The organism is Pseudomonas sp. Root71, from assembly GCF_001429045.1.
Taxonomy (GTDB): domain Bacteria; phylum Pseudomonadota; class Gammaproteobacteria; order Pseudomonadales; family Pseudomonadaceae; genus Aquipseudomonas; species Aquipseudomonas monachiensis.
This window is the reverse complement of record NZ_LMHY01000012.1, coordinates 56,784-76,135: the sequence shown is the minus strand read 5'-3', so window position 1 is coordinate 76,135 and position 19,352 is coordinate 56,784. Positions and strand designations below refer to the sequence as shown.

The following is a 19,352-nucleotide window of genomic DNA, read 5'->3' as shown; positions in this document are numbered from 1 at the left end:
GATGTGACTGACAGACCGCTTTCGCGAGCAAGCCCGCTCCCACAGGGATTGATTTTCAGCCTCACATAAAAAAGACAATCGGAGACACGCCATAATGGCTTTGGATTTATTCGTCGTACTCATCTACGCCGCCGCGATGCTGATACTCGGCTACTACGGCATGCGCAAGGCCAAGACCAACGAAGACTTTTTGGTCGCCGGTCGTAACCTCGGCCCAAGCCTGTACATGGGCACCATGGCTGCCACCGTCCTGGGCGGTGCGTCCACCGTGGGCACCGTGCGTCTGGGCTATGTGCATGGCATCTCCGGTTTCTGGCTGTGTGCGGCCCTGGGTTGCGGGATCGTGGCGCTGAACCTGTTCCTCGCCAAACCGCTGCTGAAGCTGAAGATCTACACCGTTACCCAGGTCCTGGAAAAACGCTACAACCCGATGGCCCGCTCCGCGAGCGCGGTAATCATGCTGGCCTACGCGCTGATGATCGGCGTGACCTCGATCCTGGCAATCGGCACCGTGCTGCAAGTGCTGTTCGGCCTGCCGTTCTGGATCTCGGTACTGCTCGGCGGCGGCGTGGTGGTGGTCTACTCGGCGATCGGCGGCATGTGGTCCCTGACCCTGACCGACATCGTCCAGTTCGTGATCAAGACTGTCGGCCTGATGTTCATCCTGTTGCCGATCTGCCTGTACCGCGTCGGCGGCTGGGATGAGTTGGTGCTGAAACTGCCGGCGGCGAGCTTCAGCTTCACCACCATCGGTTGGGACACCATCATCACCTACTTCATGATCTACTTCTTCGGCATCCTGATCGGTCAGGACATCTGGCAACGAGTGTTTACCGTCAAGACCGCCAAAGTGGCTCAGGTTGCCGGTACCGCTGCCGGTATCTACTGCATCCTCTACGGCCTGGCCTGCGCCCTGATCGGCATGGCTGCCCACGTTCTGATCCCGGACCTGGACAACGTCAACAACGCCTTCGCCGCGATTGTGAAATTGTCCCTGCCGGACGGTATCCGTGGCCTGGTGATCGCTGCCGCACTGGCCGCCATGATGTCCACCGCCAGCGCCGGCCTGCTGGCCGCTGCAACCACCCTGACCGAAGACCTGCTGCCGAAACTGCGTGGCGGTAAACAGTCGAGCCTGGCGATCAACCGCCTGTTCACCCTGTTGACCGGCATCGTGGTATTGGGCATCGCCCTGATCGTGAACGACGTGATCAGCGCCCTGACCCTGGCCTACAACCTGTTGGTAGGCGGCATGCTGATCCCGCTGATGGGTGCGATTTTCTGGAAGCGCGCCACCACCGCCGGCGCTATCGCCAGCATGGGCATGGGCTTCGCCACCGCGCTGTTGTTCATGTTCAAGGACGGACTGGACGCCAACACCCCGATCTACTACAGCCTCGGTGTAGGCCTGGTGAGCTTTGTTGCTGTCAGCCTGCTGTCCCGTCGCCCGGTGACTGTGGCCAGCGCGGCCTAAGCTGAACATAACGACTTGATGCTTTCTTCGACGAGTGTGGCGTCGGTTGCCACACTCGTTTTTTTTCGTCTGGAGAAAACTGCTCATGAAGATCGTCAGCCGTGACCAGTGGTTCGAAGTCAAACATCTCAGCGACGGCATCCGCCTGATTCACGAGCCCTACATCCGGCCTTTCTACCGCTGCAATCTCTGGCACATCCAGGGCCGCGACAAAGACCTGCTGCTCGACAGCGGCTCGGGCCTGGTCAGCCTGCGCGAGCAACTGCCGTGGATCACCGAACGGCCACTGGTGGCCGTGGCCAGCCACTGCCATTTCGATCACATCGCCGGTCATCACGAGTTCGCTGAACGCCTGGTGCATCCGGCCGAGGCGGACATTCTCGCGGCGCCCGATGGCGACAACGACCTGAGTAAAGCCTTCGTCGGCGACGACATGTTCGAGGCGCACCCCGATTGCCCGCTGTGCTACGCCGAATACCGGGTCAAGGCCGCACCGGCCACAGGGTTTGTCGAAGATGGGGATGTGCTGGACCTGGGCAACCGGGTATTGCAGGTCGTGCACACACCGGGACACTCGCCGGGCGGCATCTGCCTGTACGAAGCCGCCACCGAAACATTGTTCAGTGGCGACATCATCTACGACGGCCCGCTGATCGAAGACGCCTACCACTCCAACCTCGATGACTACGCCCGCAGCCTGCAACGCTTGCACGGGCTGTCAATCCGCACGGTGCATGGCGGGCATTTCGGGAGTTTTTCCGGGGAGCACTTACGCAACATGATTGACCAATGGCAGCGCTCACACGGCTAAAGCCTGCTGTACTCAACGACAGGAACTGCACCGGCAGGAAGAACGACACCCGCCTCCTCGAAGAACGATCATGAAAGAAGCCGCCCTTCGTGCTGTCGTACATCGCTACATCAGCCGCCTGCTGGAAGGTCGGGACGACTTCGACGACAACGCCAGCCTGGCGCAGTTGGGATTGGATAAAAATGATATCGAAGAGCTGATCTTCCATCTGGAAGATGAACTGGGTGTCACGGCGTTTACCGTGGAGGAAGACCGGATGCTCAAGACCGCCAGGACGGCGAATGATTTGAGCCGGTTTTTGCTGGAGATCGGGCGGTACTAAGGCTGGTGATCAAACGTACACGAAGCGGCAAGGGAGCTTGCTCCCTCGCCACTGGAAACCTATCACCTGTCAGATGATATCTGCCATTACCGGCGTCGTTGCTGGCGTCGACGTTGTTCGTCGTCAGTACGAATTGGCACGGGTTGCAGAGGCGGCTCGATCAAGCCGAGAGCGACGCCCAGGTCATGCAGCCAGTTTTGGATTTTCTCTTTCATGGTGCCCCCTTCAGGGTAGTGCCGAGCGGCCAAAGTTCTGTAGCCCCTTCGTACAGATAATAGTCCGAAGTCCTACGCAATGCTCGCGCAAAGTCACAATGATCTGTTACTGAATCCATCACAATCAGCCTGTGTTCAGGCAATGTCCTGTGCCCGCACCCGTGTCGGCGGAAAAACCACCTGTTGCTGCTCGATCCAGGCATTCAGGTTGGCCCCGACCATGCCCTTGCGCCACATCAGCCAGGTGGTCGCACTGGCGAACGGCTCGGCCAACGGATGCACGGCCACACTCTCGCGGCCCGGCAGACTGGCGAGCATCGACTCCGACATCAGCGCCACACCGGAACCGGCAATCACACATGCCAGCATCCCCGGATAGGACTCGATCTCCATCGCCCGGCCCATGGCCGCGTGGTCATGGGCGAACCAGGCCTCCAGGCGCATGCGGTAGGAGCAGCCCTGGCGAAAGGTGAACACCGAACGACCTTGCACATCCAGCGCGCTGCGCACGGGCGGATGGTCGGCCTCGCTGATCAGGACCAGGCGCTCGTCGCACAAGGGCACCCCGTCGAGACCGGCCAGCTCCAGGGGGCCATCCACCAGCGCCGCATCGAGCCGGCCGGTGAGCAGGCCTTCGAGCAGTTCACCGCTGGGCCCGGACTGTACTTGCAGGTTCACTGCCGGATACAAGCGGTGGTAGTGCGCCAATAGCCCCGGAAGGTGAATCGCTGCCGTGCTGTACATGGTGCCGAGCACGAAGTCGCCCGCCGGTTGACCGCCCTGCACTGCCGCGCTGGCCTCATCGTGCAAGGCAAACAGCCTGGCGGTGTAGTCCAGCAGGACTTTTCCCGCAGGCGACAACTGCAAGCGCTGACGTTCGCGCAGGAACAGTTCGACGCCCAGTTGCTCTTCCAGCTGTTTGAGCCGGGTCGACAGGTTCGATGGCACTCGATGCAACCGTTCTGCGGCCCGGGTGATGGACCCTTCTTCCGCCACTGCCTGGAAGATGCGCAATTGGCTGAACTCCACGATATTCTCCAAAAAAGAACAAGTTACTCACTATTATTCATTTTTAAAGAAAGTCAATCAGTCCTAGCCTGACGGTCATTGATCCCCCAGACGGAATCCAGACCATGTCTCCCCTGATCCGCTTATCCGCCAGTTTCGTTGCCCTGATGATGGCCATGGGCATCGGCCGTTTTGCCCTGACACCGCAACTGCCGCACCTGCTCAGCGAAGGCCAGATCGACCTGACCGCCGCCGGACTGATTGCCGCCGCCAACTACCTCGGTTATTTCATTGGTGCGGTGGACGCCATGTTTTCCCGGCGTCCGGCGCAAGTGCACCGGCGCTTGCTCGGCGGATTGTGGCTCTGCGTGCTGTTGACCCTGGCGTCGTTCTGGGCCAATGGTTTCTGGTCGCACCTGCTGCTGCGTTTTGGCACCGGCGTGGCCAGCGCCTGGGTGCTGGTGATGATTACCGCCCTGAGCCAGCCACTCGCAGCAGAGGCCGGTCGACCTCGGCTCGGCGCCCTGGTCTTCGCCGGGCCGGGTTTGGGGATTTTCCTGACAGGTCTGTTGGCCCTGGGCTCGAATCTGCTGGGCCAGACGTCCGCCACCTTGTGGCTGGTGTACGCCGCCGCAGGGCTGGCGATGCTGCTGGGGATCCTGCCGTTCCTGCCACAACCGGGTGCCACCGCGACTGCTGCGCCCAGCGCCAGCGCCTCGGGTAATCAAGGTATCGCTCGCCTGGGCTGGATCTATGCCTTGTACGGATTGGGCTACATCATTCCGGCGACTTTCTTGTCGCAAATGGCCAATGCGCAATTCCATGGCCAATGGCAGGCCGACCTGTTCTGGCCATGCTTTGGTTTGGCGGCGGCAACCGGTGTGGTGCTGGTGTGTCTGCGGCGGCAAAAACCTCGCGCCACCGGTCACTGGTTGATGGCGACGTTATGGCTGCAAGCCGCTGGCGTGTTCGCTTGCCTGCTGGGTAACGGGCCAGGCCTGGCGTTGGGTGTGATCCTGTGCGGCACGCCGTTCCTGGCCTGCATGCAACTGGTGATGCAACGCTCCCGGGAACTGGCGCCCCATGCCACCCAGCGCAATGCCGGCCTGCTGACAGCCTGCTTTGCCGTGGGCCAGCTCAGCGGACCATTGCTGGCGGCGCTGAGCAGTCATTTCAGTGGCGGTTTGCAGCCGGCACTGGTAGTCGCTGGCTGCGGCTTGTTGCTCGCCGGCGGTCTGTTGCTCGCGCCGGTCAGTGCTGCCCAAGAGCTTTGCGCAAACGACGGCGCAACCACTGCTCGGCGCTGACAAAAGTGATGCCCGCCAATACCAGTACGGCACCGATGACGAAGTTCAGGCTCAGCTCCTCGCCGAGCAGCACCACGCCGAAGGTGACGCCGAACAATGGCGTCATGAACGAAAACACCGCGAGGTTGGCCGCCAGGTAACGGCGCAGCAGCCAGAACCAGATCAGGTAACTGAAGAACGACACGACCACGCCCTGAAACAGCACACTGGCCACCGCCACATGAGTCAGGCTGACATGGGTGATCTGGCCGCTGAGCAGCGCAATCAACAACAAGCCGAAGAAGCCGACAATCAACTGATAGAACAGCGTCAGGGTCACCGGCGCTTCCGACAGGCGCGAGGCGCGCACCACCACCGTGGTTGCGCCCCAGGCGGCACCCGCCAGCACGCCCAGGGCATCGCCCATCAACATGCGGTAATCAAGGTTGTCCCAGGACACCCCGCCGGCAAACGCAATGGCAATCCCGATAAAGGCCAGGACAATCCCCAGCCATTGCAGCGGCCGCAATCGCTCACTGGGCAGCAACCAGTGCACTCCCAAGGCGGTGAAGATCGGCGCCGTGTAGAGGAACACCGACATGTGCGCCGCCGTGGTCAGTTGCAGGCCTTCGGAAATGAAGAAGAACTCCAGGCCGAACAAGGCACCGGCCAACAGACCGCCGCGCCAGGTCGCCCCCACCTGGTTCCAGCCACCCTTCCAGCAGATCAGCAGCCCGACCAGCAACGCCGACATGCCGGAACGTCCGGCCGCCTGCATCACCGGCGCGATATCGGCCGCCGCCCACTTGATCATCACCTGCTGCACGCCCCAGACCAGGCACAACCCGACCATCACTTGCAGGGCAAATCCGTCGGTGCTGCGCCGGGTGGCGCTCACCGGAACACCTCGAAGACACAATCCATGGCAAAGACTCGGCAGAAAAAAGCAAAACCCCGGCCTTCTCGTTGAAAAGAAATCACCGGGGCGATGAATCATGTTGTCGATTATTAACCAGAAGGCCAGAAAATGCCCCTGTAGGAGCTGCCGAAGGCTGCGATCTTTTGATCTCTAAAAATCAAGATCGCAGCCTTCGGCAGCTCCTACACGTCAGAGTGGGGTCAACTGAGCTCGATACGATCGGCATGAATGACAATCTGGCCGTTCTTGTACAACGCACCGATGGCCTTCTTGAAGTTGCCCTTGCTGACACCGAACAGACTGCTGATCAATGCCGGATCGCTCTTGTCGCTCACCGCCAGGCTGCCGTTGTTTTCGCGCAACTTGGCGAGGATCTTCGAGTTCAGGCTGGTGGCCGCTTCCTGGCCGACCGGTTGCAGGCTCAGGCTGATCTTGCCGTCGGCGCGAACTTCCTTGATGAAGCCCTTTTCTTCTTTACCGGCGCGCATGAACTTGAAGATTTCGTTCTTGTGGATCAGGCCCCAATGCTTGTTGTTGATGATGGCCTTGAAACCCATGTCCGTGGCTTCGGCCACCAGCAGATCCACTTCCTGGCCCGCGGTGTAGTTGGCCGGGGTCTTGTCCAGGTAGCGGTCCAGGCGCGCGGTCGCGGTGATGCGACGGGTGTGCTTGTCGAGATAGACGTGCACCACCACATACTCACCCGCCGTCATCTGGCGCTTCTCTTCGGAGAACGGCAGCAACAGGTCTTTCGGCAAGCCCCAGTCCAGGAATACGCCGATGCTGTTGACTTCAACAACTTTCAAACTGGCGAATTCACCGACTTGAACTTTCGGTTTTTCAGTAGTTGCGATGAGTTTGTCATCGCTGTCCAGATAAATAAAAACGTTGAGCCAGTCTTCATCTTCGGTAGGAATATCTTTTGGAATATAACGATTAGGCAGAAGGATTTCGCCATCCGCGCCACCGTCCAGATATAAACCGAAGTTAGTGTGTTTAACCACTTGCAAACTGTTGTAACGCCCGACTAAAGCCATGTCCAATACCCTCATTGCGTGGGCGGCATTCTACCCGGTTTTAAGCGCTGCGTTCGGCAGCCGGCCCGGTGGCGCGAGAAAATCCTCTGAAACCCTTAATTTTCCCGGGGTTTCATCCCGCGTCTGGCCGCTCGTCAGGCCGTTCCGGGCATTTACGCCATGCCCAGGCAAGCGCAACACGATATTTTTTCGGGCAATGTTTTTAGTTAAAACAGCGGCTTAGGTGCATATTTCGGATATTGTCCGGTGACTGATTACCCCGTCCTCAAGAATATGCCGAGGGGATATTTGCCAAGCAATTATCAGGTAATTCCTGTACGATGCCTGGCCAAGTTAATTTTCTACAGGTTAATGGCCGCCATGCGCGTAAAAGCATCCACCAGCAAAGCAAAGCCAGCTCCAGCCGTCGAAACCAGCGAATCGATCAACAGCCAGATCGCTGCGTTCCTCAAGTCCGGCGGTGAAATCCAGCAAATTGCCAAAGGCGTCAGCGGCCAGACGTTCGGCCCGTCCAAGCAGATCACCCTGGGCAAAAAGTAATCCCCCCGCGTCACCTGGTCCCAAAGCGCTTTGAGCTTCGAAGCGCTTGGACTGGAACCCTCGTTATTCCCCCCGCCACTCCTTCAAATCGTTCGGAAATCGACGAACGGCCTTCATTGCCGATCATTCGCCGGTATTCTTGCACACGTCTGGATCAAGCGTTTCAGCGGGCCCGCCAGCCTGTCCTCGCTGTTCATGGAGTGACGCATGTTCAAACCTTTCTATCTATCGGCATTGCTCGCCAGCCTGCTGGCCTGCTCCGTGGCACACGCACAAATCTTTCAGCGTGAGCTGGGGGGCTTCGACCTCAAGCTCGGCACCACCCCCACCCGCAGCATGGCCCAGGGCCTGGTCAAACCGTCGGCCGTCGGTTCGTTCCACGGCGGCCTGGATCTGAGCCACGACAGCGGTTTCTACGTGGGCCAATGGTCGCCCAGCGTGGGGATCAGCCCGGGGAAAGACCTCGAGATCGATTCCTACATGGGTTTTAAACAACCCTTCGACCAAACCCTCGGCTACGAAGTGGGCCTGATCCGCTACAGTTACCCCGAAGTCACGACCCCTGACAGCCAGGAACTGTTCGGCGGCCTGACCTTGCTCGGCAGCCGATTCGGCATCGCCTTCAGCAATGACCCGGACAAACAGAACAACACTCTGTTCGCTGACTTGAGCGGCAATCAACCTTTCGGTGTAGGCATCAGCCTGAAATACACCACCCACCAATTCAATACGCCAGTGGCGGTGGATGGCGGGTATGTAGGCAGTTTTACCGATTGGTCGCTGAAATTGTCCCGCCCGTTCATGGGCATCGACCTCGACCTGATCTACAGTGACTCCAACCTGAGCGGCAGCGGTTGCTCGGCCTATGCCGGGCACAACAACCAGTGCGACGGGCTGGTGACGCTCAAGGCCGAACACGCGTTCTATTGATCGGCTGAACTGCCGGGCTCCTCTTGGGTTCACATGAGAATCAGACACCGAAGACTGGCTTTCGCAAGGACTCGCCCATGTCCCGCTGGTTCAAACATATCGCCTTTATGCTGATAGTTGCCCTTGCCCTCGGCGCGTGCAGCCGCGTGGGCCTGGCCTACCGCAATCTCGATGTGATCATCCCGTGGACGCTCAGTGACTACCTGGACATGAACGGCGAGCAAAAAAGCTGGCTGGACGAACGCTTGAAGGAACACCTGAGCTGGCACTGCACCACCCAACTGCCCGGCTACCTCGACTGGCTGGACCGTCTGCAAACCATGATCACCACCAACCAGGTCACCGATGCAGCCTTGCAAGCCCGCGCCCACGAAGCCGAACAGGCGATCGCCGAGACCGCGCGGGAAATCACCCCGTCGGCCATCGAGTTGCTGAAAGGGCTGGATGACAAGCAAGTCGCCGAAATGAACGACGCCTTTGCCAAGGACCAGCGCAAACGCCAGCAGGAATACCTCAAACCTTCCCTCGACCAGCAGATCAAGGAACGCGGCGCGCGCATGGAGAAGCGCCTGAACGACTGGCTCGGGCCTCTGAACACTACCCAGCAACAACGGGTAGCCACATGGTCCAGGACCCTGGGCGAGCAGAACACCCAGTGGCTTGCCAACCGCGTCCATTGGCAGAAACAGTTCAGTGCAGCTGTTGCCCAACGCCAGAGCCCCGAATTCCCACAACGCATCGAGACACTTCTGGTCAATCGTGAGAGCTTGTGGACACCCGCCTATCGGCAGGCCTTTGCCAACACCGAAGCCCAGGCGCGTTCACTGTTCGTGGATCTGATGGCTGAAAGCACGCCGAGCCAACGCGCACGGTTGCTGAAGAAAATCGAGGGTGTGAGGAAAGACTTCAGCGACTTGAAGTGCCTGAAAGCCGGGAAACAAGGCTGAGGACAACACAAGACCAATGTGGGAGCGAGTTGCTCCCACAGGGTGATTCCACAGGATTGCATGAGAACATCAGGCAATCTGCGCCCTCGACGCCACCTCATCGAACGTCACCTCATCCAGCGCATCCTCCTGTTCGTCCAGCACCTGCCGCGGGTGATCATTGCCAGGGATGCTGCTGTCGATCAGGCTCAACAAACGCGAACCCCGCGCCGTCAGAATGTAATTGGTGCCCGTACCACCTTCGTCCTCCGGTCGCGGTTCGATATAGCCACGCGCCAGCAGTAACTTTTCGTACTCTCCAGCCACCGTTTTCAAGTGATCAAGATTTTCAATCGGCTCACCTTCCGCAGCCTTCTGCGCGGCATGCTGTTCGGCGTAAGGCCGCGGCGTAAAACTGTGGCCCGCACTGTTTTGCACTTCATGCAGCAAGCGCTCAATCAAGTCCCAATTGTAAGTCGTCATCCTGATTCAACCTCCGGTGCCCGTTCGATTGATGCCCGTGCAATTGCACGGACCTTACAGGTTGTGACCGGTACGCCCGCCCGCCGTTCAGCCGGGCGTTTGCAGACGACCGACCGACGGCATGTCGAAATCCACGCAAGCCAAACGACTAGTCTGTGTAAGTCACCTCCCCGCCCCATGCAGGAGAAAACAACATGAACATTCAGAACCATCCCGTCGTATCGCAGGAAGAATGGCTCGCCGCCCGCAAACAGCACCTGGCCCACGAAAAAGCCTTCACCAAGGAAAGGGACAGACTCAGCGCCGAACGCCGCGCCCTGCCCTGGGTGAAAATCGACAAGGACTACCACTTCCAGGGGCCCGACGGCGAACTGAAACTGGCGGACCTGTTCGGGGGGCGCAGCCAGTTGGTGATCTACCACTTCATGTTCGCCGAGGGCTGGGATGAAGGCTGCCCTGGTTGCTCGTACCTGAGCGATCACATCGACGGCGCCAACCAGCACCTGGCCCACCATGACGTGGCCGTGGTAGTGGTTTCCCACGCACCGTTCGCCGAATTCCAGGCTTTCAAACGGCGCATGGGCTGGAAGTTCGACTGGGTGTCGTCCGAAGGCTGCGATTTCAACTACGACTTTGGCGTCACCGCCCGAGCTGAAGACGTCGCCGCCGGAAAGGCTACATACAACTACGAAAAAACCGACGGCGCCGAAGAAGAACTCCCCGGTCTCAGCGTGTTTTATCGCAATGACGCCGGAGAAATTTTCCATACCTACTCTACCTATGCCCGGGGCCTGGACATGCTGGTCGGCGCCTACAACTACCTCGACCTGACGCCCAAGGGCCGCAACGAGGACGAGATCATGGAGTGGGTGCGGCATCACGACCGGTACGAAGAACAGGCTGAACCTGGTTGCTGCCATGGGGGTTAGCCTTGAAACTGAATCGGGACCGCTCGCGAAGAGCGCCCGATCCGCCCGAAAAGAAATAGTGCTCAGCCGATGAAATGACCGGTGAACTGTCATTTCTTTAAGCTACGCTCAAGACTTTCTGACAGTTACAACACTAAAAAAACTATTGGAGAGAACTGTGTCAGGACGACAAGACCAGAATAAAGTGACTGACGAAAGCTATTGGGACAGTGTGTGGTCCCCTGCACAGTCCTCGCTGTCTGCATTGAGCGGTTCAGATTTCTACTACGGGAAAAATGGCCTCTTCGCCAGGTTGATTCATGCGCGGCTTGGCTCGATCAAGGGCACTCGTATTCTGGAACTGGGAGGTGGCGGTGAAAACAAACGCCTCTTGTCCATGAATAAATGGATGGACGCAGACGTCACTGCGCTCGATTTCTCCGATGAAGGTCTGAAAGTAGTCAAGGAGCTGTTTGATATCAATCAATGCTCAGGCCACTTCCTCAACGCCGACATATGCAACTGGACACCCGACCAGCAATACGACACCGTCGTTCACTGGGGTGTCCTGGAACATTTCATTGATCCAAGGCCTATGCTTGAGAAATCATTTTCCGCCTTGAAGAGTAACGGCAGGCTGCTTTTTTCGATGCCGAACATGGAAGCTGTTGGCGCGCAACTGTGGAAAAACTGGTGCCCTGAAAACTGGTCGAAACACGTATTTCACTCCAGGGAACTCATCGAAAAAACATTACATGAGATCGGCTTCTCAACAGTTGGAAGCTTCCATTATGGCGTGCCGTTCTTGAAAGGCGCTGAGTGGGAGATTGCGGCCATGGGCCAGCGTCCCATCGATCTGTTACAGAAAGTCTGCAGTGCCTCGGCACGGGTAGTACCGATTTTTCATAAATATGGAAACAAGCATATCTCGATGGAAAGAGGATTCATTGCGGTCAAGTGATCGAGGCTTGAGTAAACGGAACGACTCTTTCATCACTTTGCCGAGTGTAGAAAAACCGGACATTGTCCGGTTTTTTGTTGGCCACCCTATACCAGACTTATCCGCCACCTCGGCTGAACTTTTCTTGCCGTTGTCCCCTCAACCGGATATCTGCCGTTGCCGGAACAGAGGACGCTTATGAAAACCCTGAGCAAGCTGACCCTCGCTATCACCCTCGCCTGCGCCCTGCCCGCCTGGGCCTGCACCCCCGACGAAGCCACTGCCAAGCGCGAGCAACTGGCCCGGGAAGTGGCAAGGCTCACCGAGCAAAATCCGACCAAGGCCAAGGAGATCAATGATGAGTTGCAGAAGATGGATCTGGGCACTGCCGCCAAGGACCTGCCGGACAAGTGCCAGTTGATCGACCAGCGCTTGAAGGAACTGGAGTCTGCCGAGAAGAAAGCCGAAGGCTGATAAAACACCAGGGATAAAAAAACCCGGACACTGTCCGGGTTTTTCACTGATCGTCTACAACGACTTACTCAGCCGCCGGTGCTTCCGGCTTGCGGCGCTTGAGTGGGGCCATGCCGTCCTTGCTGACCAGGGAATCACTCTTGGGCCGGTTGGCGCTCTTGCGCTTGGTCGGGGTCTTGGCGGCAGTTTTTTTCTTGTCGCCCTTGGCGTCGGTCTTTTTCTTCTTCACGCCAACAGCCTTGCCCGAGGCCTTGACCTTTTTCGGTCCGCCGTAGGTGCCTTTGACTTCCTTGATGGTGCGGCGCTCGAAGCTCTGCTTGAGGTAGCGCTCGATGCTCGACATCAGGTTCCAGTCGCCGTGGCAGATCAGCGAGATGGCCAGGCCATCGTTGCCGGCGCGACCGGTACGACCGATACGGTGCACGTACTCATCACCGCTGCGTGGCATGTCGAAGTTGATCACCAGGTCCAGGCCGTCCACGTCCAGACCACGGGCTGCGACGTCGGTGGCCACGAGGATTTTCACGCCGCCCTGCTTCAGGCGGTCGATCGCCAGCTTGCGATCCTTCTGGTCTTTCTCGCCGTGCAGCACGAACGCCTTGTATTCCTGCGCCACCAGGCGGCCGTAGATGCGGTCGGCCATGGCCCGGGTGTTGGTGAACACGATGGCTTTCTGGTAGGTCTCGTTGGCCAGCAACCAGTTGACGATCTGTTCTTTGTGCTGGTTGTGGTCAGCGGTGATGATTTGCTGGCGAGTGGTTTCGTTCAGCTGGCTGACCGCGTTGAGCTGCAAGTGCTCAGGGTTGTTCAGGACCTTGGCGATCATCTCGCGCAAGCCCGAACCACCGGTGGTGGCGGAGAACAGCATGGTCTGCTGACGGTTGGTGCACTCGTCCACCAGACGCTGAACGTCGTCGGCGAAGCCCATGTCGAGCATACGGTCGGCTTCGTCGAGCACCAGCACTTCAACTTCTTTCAAGTCGAGGTTGCCGGCGTTCAATTGCTCGATCATCCGGCCCGGGGTACCGATCAGGATGTCGGGTACCTTGCGCAGCATGGCGGCCTGGACCTTGAAGTCTTCACCGCCGGTGATCAGGCCGGACTTGATGAAGGTGAACTGCGAGAAGCGTTCAACTTCCTTCAAGGTCTGCTGGGCCAGTTCGCGGGTCGGCAGCAGGATCAGGGTCTTGATGCTGACGCGGATTTTCGCCGGGCCGATCAGACGGTTGAGAATCGGCAAAACGAATGCAGCGGTTTTACCGCTACCGGTTTGCGCCGTCACCCGCAGGTCACGCCCCTGGAGCGCCAGCGGGATGGCCGCGGCTTGCACAGGCGTTGGCTCGACAAATTTCAGCTCGGCCACGGCTTTGAGCAGGCGTTCGTGCAGGGCGAATTGGGAAAACACGGGTGCTACCTCGAAGAAATGCAAAAAAACAGCTGCATAGGGTAACGGTTTCGAGCGCTCAGGCCGAGTTTCTTTATACAAATGGCGGTAAACAGTTGGTTTTTTGTTGCCTGATTTTTCCCGAAACGTAATACAAAGCGTCTTAAATGCTCTAATCCCCTCTCGTGCCTTATAGAAGAATCGTTTCAACCATGGATATCAAACAGCTCTGGACCAACGTCCTGGACCTTTGGGGTGCCCTCGACCAGCACCCGCTCGTGCACTCCAGCCTGTCGCTGTTGCTACTATTGGCGATTGCGCTGTTCCTCGGACGGGTGGCGCGTTACCTCATTCTGCACGCGGCAAAAATGCTCAGCCGCCAGCCGGCCCTGCACTGGGTCAATGATTTCCTACAGAACAAGGTGTTCCATCGCCTGGCGCAGATCACCCCTTCACTGGTGATCCAGTTCGGCCTCAATCTGGTGCCGGACCTGAGCAAAACCAGCCTGAACTTCCTCGGCAACGTCGCACTGTCCTTCACCTTCCTGTTTCTGCTGCTGGCGGTCAGCGCCCTGCTCAACGCCCTGCTGGACATCTACGCCCGCACCGAGCACGCCCGCACCCGCTCGATCAAAGGCTATGTGCAATTGGCGAAAATGGTGCTGTACGTGTTTGGCGCGATCATCATCGTCGCCACACTGATCGATCGCTCGCCGCTGTTGCTGCTGTCAGGCCTGGGCGCCATGTCGGCGGTGATCCTGTTGGTCTACAAGGACACGCTGCTGTCGTTCGTCGCCAGCGTGCAACTGACCAGCAATGACATGCTGCGGGTCGGCGACTGGATCGAGATGCCCCAGGTGGGCGCCGACGGCGATGTGGTGGACATCACGCTGCACACGGTCAAGGTGCAGAACTTCGACAAGACCATTGTCTCGATCCCGACCTGGCGCCTGATGTCGGAGTCGTTCAAGAACTGGCGCGGCATGCAGGCTTCCGGTGGCCGCCGAATCAAACGCAGCCTGTTCATCGACGCCAGCGGCGTACGCTTTCTGCGTGACGACGAAGAACAGAAGCTGTCCCAGGTGCACTTGCTCACCGACTACATGACCCGCAAACAGGCCGAACTCAAGGCCTGGAACGAAGCCCAGGGCAACGTCGCGGCCATGTCGGCCAACCGTCGGCGGATGACCAACATCGGCACTTTCCGCGCCTATGCGCTGGCCTACCTGAAGAGTCATTCGGGGATCCAGCCGAACATGACCTGCATGGTGCGTCAGATGCAGACCACGGCCCAGGGTATTCCGCTGGAAATCTACTGTTTTACCGGCACCACGGCGTGGGCTGATTACGAGCGGATTCAGGGGGATATTTTCGACTACCTGCTGGCGGTGCTGCCGGAGTTTGGCTTGAGCCTGTATCAGCAGCCGAGCGGTATGGATTTGCGTGCGGGAGTATTGCCGGCGGTGCTGGGGGCGAGCCATATTCCCGAAGCTGAAAAGCGCAGGGTGTAACACCACAAAACCTGTGGGAGCGAGCTTGCTCGCGATGAGGGCGTGTCAGTCAACATATGTGTCGTCTGACAGCCCGCAATCGCGAGCAAGCTCGCTCCCACAGGGGTTACATCATTTTCAGAATTTGCGGGTTACTTCACCTGCCGCTGCGGTGCCTTGTGCACCATGGTGTAGGCGTAATCCACGCCCATGCCGTACGCGCCGCTGTGTTCCAGCACCAGTTCCATCACCGCCTCGTAAGTATCCTTGTGCGCCCAGTCACGCTGGTATTCGAGCAACACTTGTTGCCAGGTCACCGGCACCGCGCCGGCCTGAATCATCCGTTGCACCGACATGTCATGGGCTTCCTTGCTGGTGCCGCCGGAGGCGTCGGTGACGATGTACACCTCATAGCCTTCAGCCAGGGCTTCCAATGCCGGAAAAGTCAGGCACACCTCGGTCCACAGCGCGGCAATGATCAGCTTCTTGCGACCGGTGGCTTTCACCGCGTCTACCAGTGCCTTGTCTTCCCAGGAGTTCATCGAAGTGCGTTCGATCGGCTTTTGATCCGGGTGCACAGCCAGCAATTCGGGCCAGATGTAACCGCTGAAGCTTTCGGTTTCGACCGAGGTGTAGATGGTCGGCACGTTGAAGATCTTCGCCGCCTTGGCCAGGCCCACGGTGTTGTTCTTCAGGGTCTGACGGTCGATGGACTGCACGCCGAAAGCCATTTGCGGCTGGTGGTCGATCAGGATCAGGGCGGAGTTGGTTGGGTTGAGCAGTTCACGAATAGACATGGCGCGTTCCTTTTGATGTCGATACTTCGAATGGGTGAGGGGGTAGTCGACCGTGCCTTCTGCGGCGTTGTTGTCGGCTTGGATGTCACTTTAGGGGCTGGCGATAAAAGGGACAATTACCTAAAATCGAGAAACATTGATTCTAAAAAAGGGACAATATGGATCGCATCGAATGCATGCGCGCCTTCGTCGTCACGGTCGGCGAGAACGGCTTCGCCGCAGCCGCCCGGGCCATGGATGTGCCGCGCTCGAAAGTCAGCAAACAGATTCAGGCGCTGGAAGAAGCCATCGGTGTGCAATTGCTGCAACGCACCACCCGCAGCCTGCACCTGACCGAAGCCGGGGCCGAGTATTTCGATGCTGCACGGGAGGTGTTGGCGGCACTGGACGAGGCCGAGCAACGCGCCCGTGACGGCATCGGTGAGTTACGCGGTGTGTTGCGGGTCAATGCGCCGATGTCGTTCGGTCTTCGGCGGCTGGGGCCATTGATTCCGCTGTTTCACGAACAGCACCCGAACATCGAGTTGCAACTGGTGCTCAGCGACCAGCAGGTCGACCCGGTGCGGGGCGGGTTTGACGTGACCATCCGTATCGCCAGCATGCCCGACTCGACGATGATCGCCCGGCAACTGGCACCCGCACCACGCATCATGGTGGCATCCCCGGCTTATCTCGAGCGCGCGGGCGTTCCGCAGACTCCGCAGGATCTGCGCGCCCATCAATGCCTGAACTACGGGTATCTGCAGAGCGGTGTCAGCCTGCAACTGTGCAATGGCAAGGATACCCAACGGGTGAACGTCACCGGCCCACTCCACGCCAACAACGGCGACCTGCTCGCCCAGGCCGCCGAAGCCGGCATGGGCATCGCCCTGCTGCCCGACTTCATCGTCGAGGATGCGCTGGCGGCCGGGCGAGTGGTGCCAGTGCTGTGTGAATGGCAGGCCCCGGCGATCACCATCAATGCGGTGTATTCGTCGGCGCGGCGGGTGCCACAGAAGACCCGGGCGTTTATCGAGTTTCTGGTGGGGCAACTGGCGCCGAAGTGATTTTCGAAGATCACACAATCTATTGTGGGAGCGGGCTTGCTCCCACAGGGTTCAGCGTGCCACCAACGACTGGCGTACGCCCAACCGACTGATCCACACCGCCAGCAAAATCACCGAACCGCCGAGCAACAACCGCCCCAGTTCTTCGTGCTGATTCCAGATGAGCAGATTGATCAGCAGCCCCACTGGCACATGCAGGTTGTTCATCGCCGCCAGGGTCCCGCCGCTGACCAGACACGCCCCCTTGTTCCACCAGTAAAGACCCAAAGCGGTCGAGACCAGTCCGAGGAACAGCAGCACGCCCCATTGCAACGGTGCTTCAGGCAGGAAGTCCTGTTTGCCGAACAGCAGAAACGCCGGCAACACCACCGCCAGAGCACCGAGGTAGAAGAAGCCGAAGCGACGGTAATGCGGCAGATCGCTCGGATGACGCGCGACCAGATGTTTGTAGAGCACCTGCCCGGCAGCGAAGGTGAAGTTGGCCAGTTGCAGCAACAGGAAGCCCATGAAGAAGTCCGGGTTGATCCGGTCAAAGCGAATCACCGCCGCCCCCGCCACCGCCACCAGAGCCGCGACCAGGGCCCATGGATTGAAACGACGATTGAGCGCATCCTCGATCAGGGTCACGTGCAGCGGCGTGAGGATGGTGAACAGCAACACTTCCGGCACCGTCAGTACGCGAAAGCTCAGGTACAGGCAGACATAGGTCACGCCGAACTGCAACGCGCCGATCAACAGCATGCCGCGCATGAATGCCGGCTCCACCGAACGCCAGCGGGTCAGCGGGATGAACACCAGCCCCGCCAGCAACACGCGTACCAGCACGGCGAAGTAACTGTCGACATGACCGGCCAGGTATTCGCCGATCAAACTGAAGGAAAACGCCTGGATCAGCGTGACAAAAAGTAGATAGCCCATGCTCGCCTCATTTCGAATGGCGGCGACGATAGCGGTTTTTGCTGCTGATCGCGAACACCCAAATAATACAAATTCCTTGTGGGAGCGAGCTTGCTCGCGATGACTGAGTGTCAGTCGACAACACCTTGTCTGACACACCGCAATCGCGAGCAAGCTCGCTCCCACAGGGTTTTGCAGGTGTTCGTCAGATCGCAGGCAAAAAAAAGCCCGATCTCGCTAAAGCGTTCAATCGGGCCAGGGCACTCAGGAGCAACAAGTGCGAAGGGAGGTTCGATGCGCGTACAGGCTTGAAGGGTTGCGCCAGGTCACTAGACCATCCAGCGATTATCTGGCGATTAACCGGTCAGGCCACTTGCGAAAGCTTGGCGTTCGCCTGGTTCAGGCCTTTCTCCTGGAAGTCGCCGCCCAGGTTCATGCCTTCGGCGTGGATGAACGTCACGTCGTGGATGCCGATGAAGCCCATGACCTGGCGCAGGTACGGTTCCTGGTGATCGGCGGTGCTGCCGGCATAGATGCCGCCGCGAGCCGTCAACACATAGGCACGCTTGCCGCTGAGCAGGCCTTGCGGACCGGTCTCGGTGTACTTGAAGGTCACGCCGGCACGCAGCACATGGTCGAGCCAGGCTTTCAGGGTGCTGGGGATCGCAAAGTTGTACATGGGCGCGGCCATGACCAGTACGTCGGCAGCGAGCAATTCATCGGTCAACTGGTTGGAACGCTCCAGGGACGCCTGCTCGATGTCGCTGCGCTGCTCGGCGGGCTTCATCCAGCCACCCAGCAGGTTGATGTCCAGGTGCGGCACGGGCTTGACGGCCAGGTCCCGGACGGTGATCTGGTCATTCGGGTGAGCGGCTTTCCACTGGCTGATGAAGGTCTGGGTCAACTGGCGGGAAACCGAGTCTTGCTGACGGGCACTGCTTTCGATGATCAGAACGCGGGACATGGGATGTAGCCTCCATCTGAGAATGCGGTAGGTCGATGGAGTGAAGGTTAAACAGAGTCATATCGATGAAAAAGCGCAAATAACTGCTATAACCCATCAAGAAATTCGTTTATAAGCTCTGCATACCCTGTGAGAGCGGGCTCGCTCCCACAGAAGAGCCTGGCGTCATTTCGGGGTGCAGGTCAGCTCGATGCGCAATTTGATGATGTTGCGGCTGAATTTGGCCGTGGCGTTTTTGTGTTTGCCGGCCGGTACATCGATCTTGCGAGTGCGGGGGGCTTCCGGGCCATTGCTGAAAACCGCCTTGCAGCTCGCATCGACGTCGCCGTAGTTGGCGACCCGGATGGAGCCGATATCGCTGTCGGTGTCGAAGGTTTCAAAGTCTATCTTCATTCCGTTGAGGTTCTTCTGCACATCAATCGGATAAGCAAACGCCGTCAGCGGCAGCAGCGCCAGCAGCACACAACAGATTTTTTTCATTCGGCAGCCTCCAATAAGGGC

The 19,352-nt window shown here is 58.9% G+C and carries 22 protein-coding genes; 12 read left to right on the top strand and 10 right to left on the bottom strand.

Annotated elements, in window-relative coordinates; translation table 11 throughout:
* The first annotated feature begins 94 nt into the window (after positions 1-94).
* The 3 genes from ASD95_RS10355 to ASD95_RS10345 all read left to right on the top strand — a co-directional run bounded on the left by ASD95_RS10355 (position 95) and on the right by ASD95_RS10345 (position 2,607).
* Positions 95-1,474, top strand: coding sequence for a sodium:solute symporter (locus ASD95_RS10355; RefSeq protein ID WP_056721425.1), 1,380 nt, complete (start codon positions 95-97; stop codon positions 1,472-1,474).
* Between the two features lie 85 nt (positions 1,475-1,559).
* The gene (locus ASD95_RS10350; protein ID WP_056721423.1) at positions 1,560-2,285 is read left to right on the top strand and encodes an MBL fold metallo-hydrolase; all 726 of its coding nucleotides are present in this window, start codon (positions 1,560-1,562) and stop codon (positions 2,283-2,285) included.
* Positions 2,286-2,355: 70 nt separating this feature from the next.
* The gene (locus ASD95_RS10345) at positions 2,356-2,607 is read left to right on the top strand and encodes a phosphopantetheine-containing protein (protein WP_056721421.1); all 252 of its coding nucleotides are present in this window, start codon (positions 2,356-2,358) and stop codon (positions 2,605-2,607) included.
* A gap of 86 nt (positions 2,608-2,693) precedes the next feature.
* Here ASD95_RS10345 and ASD95_RS30090 read toward each other — a convergent pair whose 3' ends face one another.
* Both ASD95_RS30090 and ptrR read right to left on the bottom strand, forming a co-directional pair.
* On the bottom strand, positions 2,694-2,822 hold the full coding sequence (locus tag ASD95_RS30090) for a PA1414 family protein (RefSeq protein WP_007914492.1): 129 nt from the start codon (positions 2,820-2,822) through the stop codon (positions 2,694-2,696).
* A 135-nt stretch (positions 2,823-2,957) separates the two neighbouring features.
* Positions 2,958-3,851: a putrescine utilization regulator PtrR gene (gene ptrR / locus ASD95_RS10340; protein ID WP_056721418.1), complete on the bottom strand. Its 894-nt coding sequence runs from the start codon at positions 3,849-3,851 to the stop codon at positions 2,958-2,960.
* A gap of 104 nt (positions 3,852-3,955) precedes the next feature.
* On the opposite strand from ptrR, the gene ASD95_RS10335 reads away from it, so the two are divergent.
* Positions 3,956-5,137, top strand: a complete 1,182-nt coding sequence (locus ASD95_RS10335) for an MFS transporter (RefSeq protein WP_056721416.1) — start codon at positions 3,956-3,958, stop codon at positions 5,135-5,137.
* Here ASD95_RS10335 and ASD95_RS10330 read toward each other — a convergent pair.
* Positions 5,082-6,014, bottom strand: a complete 933-nt coding sequence (locus ASD95_RS10330; protein ID WP_056721415.1) for a DMT family transporter — start codon at positions 6,012-6,014, stop codon at positions 5,082-5,084. The genes ASD95_RS10335 and ASD95_RS10330 overlap by 56 nt on opposite strands.
* A 221-nt stretch (positions 6,015-6,235) precedes the next feature.
* Complete coding sequence (locus ASD95_RS10325; RefSeq protein WP_056721413.1) at positions 6,236-7,072, bottom strand: CvfB family protein; 837 nt, start codon at positions 7,070-7,072, stop codon at positions 6,236-6,238.
* A 351-nt stretch (positions 7,073-7,423) separates the two neighbouring features.
* Between ASD95_RS10325 and ASD95_RS10320 the strand changes: the two genes are divergently transcribed.
* The 3 genes from ASD95_RS10320 (at position 7,424) to ASD95_RS10310 (ending at position 9,489) form a co-directional block, all read left to right on the top strand.
* Complete coding sequence (locus ASD95_RS10320) at positions 7,424-7,612, top strand: hypothetical protein (protein ID WP_015096330.1); 189 nt, start codon at positions 7,424-7,426, stop codon at positions 7,610-7,612.
* A 207-nt stretch (positions 7,613-7,819) separates the two neighbouring features.
* Positions 7,820-8,542: a TorF family putative porin gene (locus ASD95_RS10315; RefSeq protein WP_056721411.1), complete on the top strand. Its 723-nt coding sequence runs from the start codon at positions 7,820-7,822 to the stop codon at positions 8,540-8,542.
* Between the two features lie 77 nt (positions 8,543-8,619).
* The gene (locus ASD95_RS10310; RefSeq protein WP_056721408.1) at positions 8,620-9,489 is read left to right on the top strand and encodes a DUF6279 family lipoprotein; all 870 of its coding nucleotides are present in this window, start codon (positions 8,620-8,622) and stop codon (positions 9,487-9,489) included.
* Positions 9,490-9,558: 69 nt separating this feature from the next.
* On the opposite strand, the gene ASD95_RS10305 is transcribed toward ASD95_RS10310, so the two are convergent.
* Positions 9,559-9,951 carry a hypothetical protein gene (locus ASD95_RS10305; protein WP_056721407.1) on the bottom strand — a complete coding sequence of 131 codons (393 nt, stop codon included), beginning with the start codon at positions 9,949-9,951 and terminating at the stop codon, positions 9,559-9,561.
* 194 nt (positions 9,952-10,145) lie between these two features.
* Between ASD95_RS10305 and ASD95_RS10300 the strand changes: the two genes are divergently transcribed.
* The 3 genes from ASD95_RS10300 to ASD95_RS10290 all read left to right on the top strand — a co-directional run bounded on the left by ASD95_RS10300 (position 10,146) and on the right by ASD95_RS10290 (position 12,273).
* The gene (locus ASD95_RS10300) at positions 10,146-10,880 is read left to right on the top strand and encodes a DUF899 domain-containing protein (RefSeq protein ID WP_056721404.1); all 735 of its coding nucleotides are present in this window, start codon (positions 10,146-10,148) and stop codon (positions 10,878-10,880) included.
* A 184-nt stretch (positions 10,881-11,064) separates the two neighbouring features.
* A complete protein-coding gene (locus ASD95_RS10295) occupies positions 11,065-11,820 on the top strand; it encodes a class I SAM-dependent methyltransferase (RefSeq protein WP_162252401.1) in 756 nt (251 codons plus the stop codon).
* A gap of 177 nt (positions 11,821-11,997) precedes the next feature.
* Complete coding sequence (locus ASD95_RS10290) at positions 11,998-12,273, top strand: hypothetical protein (protein WP_056721400.1); 276 nt, start codon at positions 11,998-12,000, stop codon at positions 12,271-12,273.
* 64 nt (positions 12,274-12,337) lie between these two features.
* Here ASD95_RS10290 and ASD95_RS10285 read toward each other — a convergent pair whose 3' ends face one another.
* Positions 12,338-13,678, bottom strand: coding sequence for a DEAD/DEAH box helicase (locus ASD95_RS10285; RefSeq protein ID WP_046043701.1), 1,341 nt, complete (start codon positions 13,676-13,678; stop codon positions 12,338-12,340).
* A 191-nt stretch (positions 13,679-13,869) separates the two neighbouring features.
* Here ASD95_RS10285 and ASD95_RS10280 point away from each other — a divergent pair, with 191 nt between their 5' ends.
* Entirely contained in the window at positions 13,870-15,168 is a 1,299-nt protein-coding gene (locus ASD95_RS10280) for a mechanosensitive ion channel family protein (protein WP_056721399.1), read from the top strand.
* A gap of 131 nt (positions 15,169-15,299) precedes the next feature.
* Here ASD95_RS10280 and ASD95_RS10275 read toward each other — a convergent pair whose 3' ends face one another.
* Complete coding sequence (locus ASD95_RS10275) at positions 15,300-15,944, bottom strand: hydrolase (RefSeq protein WP_008018228.1); 645 nt, start codon at positions 15,942-15,944, stop codon at positions 15,300-15,302.
* 158 nt (positions 15,945-16,102) lie between these two features.
* On the opposite strand from ASD95_RS10275, the gene ASD95_RS10270 reads away from it, so the two are divergent.
* Positions 16,103-16,990 (top strand): LysR family transcriptional regulator, encoded by an 888-nt coding sequence (locus ASD95_RS10270; RefSeq protein ID WP_056721397.1) that lies wholly within the window; start codon positions 16,103-16,105, stop codon positions 16,988-16,990.
* A gap of 51 nt (positions 16,991-17,041) precedes the next feature.
* Here the strand turns inward: ASD95_RS10270 and ASD95_RS10265 are convergent, their stop codons facing one another.
* The 3 genes from ASD95_RS10265 to ASD95_RS10255 form a co-directional block, all read right to left on the bottom strand.
* Positions 17,042-17,908 (bottom strand): carboxylate/amino acid/amine transporter, encoded by an 867-nt coding sequence (locus ASD95_RS10265; RefSeq protein ID WP_056721395.1) that lies wholly within the window; start codon positions 17,906-17,908, stop codon positions 17,042-17,044.
* Positions 17,909-18,251: 343 nt separating this feature from the next.
* On the bottom strand, positions 18,252-18,851 hold the full coding sequence (locus ASD95_RS10260) for an FMN-dependent NADH-azoreductase (protein ID WP_046043697.1): 600 nt from the start codon (positions 18,849-18,851) through the stop codon (positions 18,252-18,254).
* A gap of 165 nt (positions 18,852-19,016) precedes the next feature.
* Positions 19,017-19,331 carry a hypothetical protein gene (locus tag ASD95_RS10255; protein ID WP_056721393.1) on the bottom strand — a complete coding sequence of 105 codons (315 nt, stop codon included), beginning with the start codon at positions 19,329-19,331 and terminating at the stop codon, positions 19,017-19,019.
* Between the last annotated feature and the right edge of the window lie 21 nt (positions 19,332-19,352).